Genomic DNA, 2861 nt, shown 5'->3' with positions numbered 1-2861 from the left:
CATCCTCATCCTTCTCGTCCGACCCCAGGGCCTGCTCGGCCGCCGGGAACGGATCGGCTGAGGCGAAAGGACCACTCATGCCCGACTTCATCTCGATCCCGCTCCACGACGGGTTCTCCCCCATCGCCATCAGCTTCGTGCTGGCCGCCATGGGGCTCAACGTCCACTTCGGCTACGCCGGCCTGCTGAACTTCGGTCAGGCCGCCTTCTCCGCTGTGGGCGGCTACGCCATGGCCGTCACGATCGTCTCGTTCGACGTGCCCTTCTTCCTCGCGATCCTGCTGGGGCTCGTCGCATCCGTGCTGCTCTCGCTGGTCATGGGTATCCCGACGCTCCGACTACGCGCCGACTACCTGGCCATCGTCACGATCGCCGTCGCCGAGGTGGTCAGACTCATCTTCACCACCTCGTTCAAGGACTACTTCAACGCCCGTGACGGTGTCAGCGGCTTCACCGGGACCTTCCGCTCCTGGAATCCCTACCCCACTGACATGGGCAGGTTCCTGACCTTTAACCGGGTTGACCTGTGGGTCATGACCGTCGGCTGGATCCTGGTGCTGCTCATCTGCCTCTTCCTGTTCGCCATCATGCGCAGCCCGTGGGGCCGCGTGCTCAAGAGCATTCGCGAGGACGAGGATGCGGTCACCGCGCTCGGCAAGAACGTCTACTCCTACAAGCTGCAGGCCCTCATCCTGGGTGGTCTGATCGGCTCGACCGGCGGGTTCATCGGAGCCCTCGGTCTGGCCTCGGTGCAGCCCGACACCTTCAACACCGAGTTCACGTTCATCGCGTTCACCATGTTGATCCTCGGTGGCGCGGCCCGCGTGCTCTCGCCGGTCGCCGGAGCGGTGATCTTCTGGTCGCTGCTGTCGCTGATCGCCGTCATCCTGGCCGACCTGTCGGCGCTGTCGTGGATGCCTGACGGCCTGCTCGACAACACCCGCATCGGTAACCTTCGCTTCGCCGCCGTCGGCCTGGCTCTGATGCTCTTGATGATCTACCGCCCACAAGGACTGTTCGGTGACAAGAAGGAGATCGCCCTCGATGCCCGCTGACACCGGAAAGCCCGCCCAGGCATCCCCCGAGGCCGCCGCGGCGGCGCTCGACGGGATCGAACGCCGCCCGGGAGTGCCCAAGCCCGACCCCATCCTGATCGCCGACAAGATCACGCGTCAGTTCGGCGGTCTCAAGGCCGTCGACGTCGACCACCTCGAGATCCAGCGTGGTGTGATCACCGCCCTGATCGGACCCAACGGAGCGGGAAAGACGACGTTCTTCAACCTGCTCACCGGTTTCGACCAGGCAGACACCGGCGACCGGAGCTTCAACGGCAAGTCGCTCAAGCGCGTCTCGTCCTCGAAGGTCGCTCGTCTCGGCATGGTGCGCACCTTCCAGCTCACCAAGGTCCTCTCCAAGCTCACGGTCATCGAGAACATGCGTCTGGGTGCGACCGGACAGCTCGGCGAGAAGTTCTGGGCCGGTCCCTTCCGCTTCCTCTGGCAGGCGCAGGAGGACGAGATCTCCGAGCGGGCTCGCGAGCTGCTCCGGCGCTTCAAGCTCGATGCCAAGGAGGCCGACTTCGCCGGCTCGCTCTCGGGCGGTCAGCGCAAGCTCCTCGAGATGGCCCGCGCGCTGATGGTCGAACCCGAGCTGGTGATGCTCGACGAGCCGATGGCCGGGGTCAACCCCGCCCTCAAGCAGTCCTTGCTCGGGCACGTGAAGTCGCTGCGCGCTGACGGCATGACCGTGCTCTTCGTCGAGCACGACATGGACATGGTGCGCGACATCTCCGACTGGGTGATCGTCATGGCCCAGGGCCAGGTCATCGCGGAGGGTCCGCCCGAGTCCGTCATGGGTGACCAGCGGGTCATCGACGCCTACCTCGGCGCCCACCACGACACCGACATCACCGAGATCGACCCCGACGAGCTCATGGCCGAGGCCGACGCGGAGCTCCAGCAGTCGAAGAAGGGCAAGAAGCATGAGTGAACCGAGCAACGAGCAGTCGCTGGATGACCTCGAGTCGTCCGAGGTCGTGCCGACCGACGCTGCGGCAGAGGAGCGCGCGGCGGCTGCCCGCAAGGCGCACCTGGCCGCCGCGGACGGAGCCGTGCTTCGCGCGGACGACCTCATCGCGGGCTACGTGCCCGGGGTGAACATCCTCAACGGAGCCGATCTCTACTGCCAGCCCGGCGAGCTCGTGGCGATCATCGGGCCCAACGGTGCGGGCAAGTCGACGCTCCTGAAGGCGCTCTTCGGTCTGGTGAAGATCCACACCGGGAAGGTGGAGCTGCGCGGGGAGGAGATCACCAACATGCGCTCCGACGCCCTCGTGACCAAGGGCATCGGCTTCGTGCCGCAGAACAACAACGTCTTCCCGAGCCTGACGATCGGGGAGAACCTGCAGATGGGCTGCTACCAGGCCCCCAGCAAGTTCTCGGAGCGCTTCGACTTCGTCACCAGCATCTTCCCCGCGCTCGGCACCCGTCGTGGTCAGCGGGCGGGTTCGCTGTCAGGTGGTGAGCGACAGATGGTCGCCATGGGGCGCGCCCTCATGATGGACCCCTCGGTGCTGCTGCTTGACGAGCCGTCGGCCGGCCTCTCCCCCGCGCTCCAGGACGAGGTGTTCGTCCAGACGCGCGAGATCAACAAAGCCGGCGTCAGCGTGGTCATGGTCGAGCAGAACGCCGCCCGGTGCCTGCAGATCTGTGACCGCGGCTACGTGCTCGACCAGGGTCGCAACGCCTACACCGCCACGGGTCGCGAGCTCTCGACCGACCCCAAGGTGATCGAGCTCTACCTCGGCACCCTGGCCAAGAAGGACTAGCTCGCCGGCGCTCGCGCCGCTCGACACCACACGA

Annotated in this window: 3 protein-coding genes; all 3 read left to right on the top strand. The window is 66.1% G+C overall.

Annotated elements, in window-relative coordinates; all coding sequences use genetic code 11:
* The first annotated feature begins 77 nt into the window (after positions 1–77).
* The 3 genes from VOI19_RS17520 to VOI19_RS17510 are packed head-to-tail and all read left to right on the top strand — an operon-like array spanning position 78 to position 2827.
* A complete protein-coding gene (locus tag VOI19_RS17520) occupies positions 78–1055 on the top strand; it encodes a branched-chain amino acid ABC transporter permease (RefSeq protein WP_323794233.1) in 978 nt (325 codons plus the stop codon).
* The gene (locus VOI19_RS17515) at positions 1045–1989 is read left to right on the top strand and encodes an ABC transporter ATP-binding protein (RefSeq protein ID WP_323794232.1); all 945 of its coding nucleotides are present in this window, start codon (positions 1045–1047) and stop codon (positions 1987–1989) included. The genes VOI19_RS17520 and VOI19_RS17515 overlap by 11 nt, the downstream gene beginning before the upstream one ends.
* Entirely contained in the window at positions 1982–2827 is an 846-nt protein-coding gene (locus VOI19_RS17510) for an ABC transporter ATP-binding protein (protein ID WP_323794231.1), read from the top strand. Before VOI19_RS17515 ends, VOI19_RS17510 begins: the two co-directional genes overlap by 8 nt.
* Positions 2828–2861: the final 34 nt, after the last annotated feature.

The sequence above is a fragment of the Nocardioides sp. genome, assembly GCF_034670285.1.
GTDB lineage: Bacteria > Actinomycetota > Actinomycetes > Propionibacteriales > Nocardioidaceae > Nocardioides.
The sequence above is the reverse complement of the archived record's forward strand: the minus strand, read 5'-3'. Positions and strand labels throughout refer to the sequence as shown.